Here is a 270-nt window from a genome sequence, read left to right as displayed (position 1 = left end):
CGGAATTACTGGGCGTAAAGAGTGCGTAGGTGGTTTTTTAAGTTATCTGTGAAATCCCTGGGCTTAACCTGGGGCGGTCAGATAAGACTGGAAGACTCGAGTATGGGAGAGGGTAGTGGAATTTCCGGTGTAGCGGTGAAATGCGTAGAGATCGGAAGGAACACCAGTGGCGAAGGCGGCTACCTGGCCCAATACTGACACTGAGGCACGAAAGCGTGGGGAGCAAACAGGATTAGATACCCTAGTAGTCCTGTCTCTTATACACATCTC

The 270-nt window shown here is 50.7% G+C and carries 1 rRNA gene; it reads left to right on the top strand.

The annotated features are described in order from the left end of the window. Window positions 1–270: ribosomal RNA gene (locus ACTHSQ_RS11280) — 16S ribosomal RNA — on the top strand; the annotation flags it as partial.

The organism is Neisseria sp. P0009.S008 (assembly GCF_051958615.1).
In the GTDB taxonomy this organism is placed as follows: domain Bacteria; phylum Pseudomonadota; class Gammaproteobacteria; order Burkholderiales; family Neisseriaceae; genus Neisseria; species Neisseria subflava.
The sequence above is the reverse complement of the archived record's forward strand: the minus strand, read 5'-3'. Positions and strand labels throughout refer to the sequence as shown.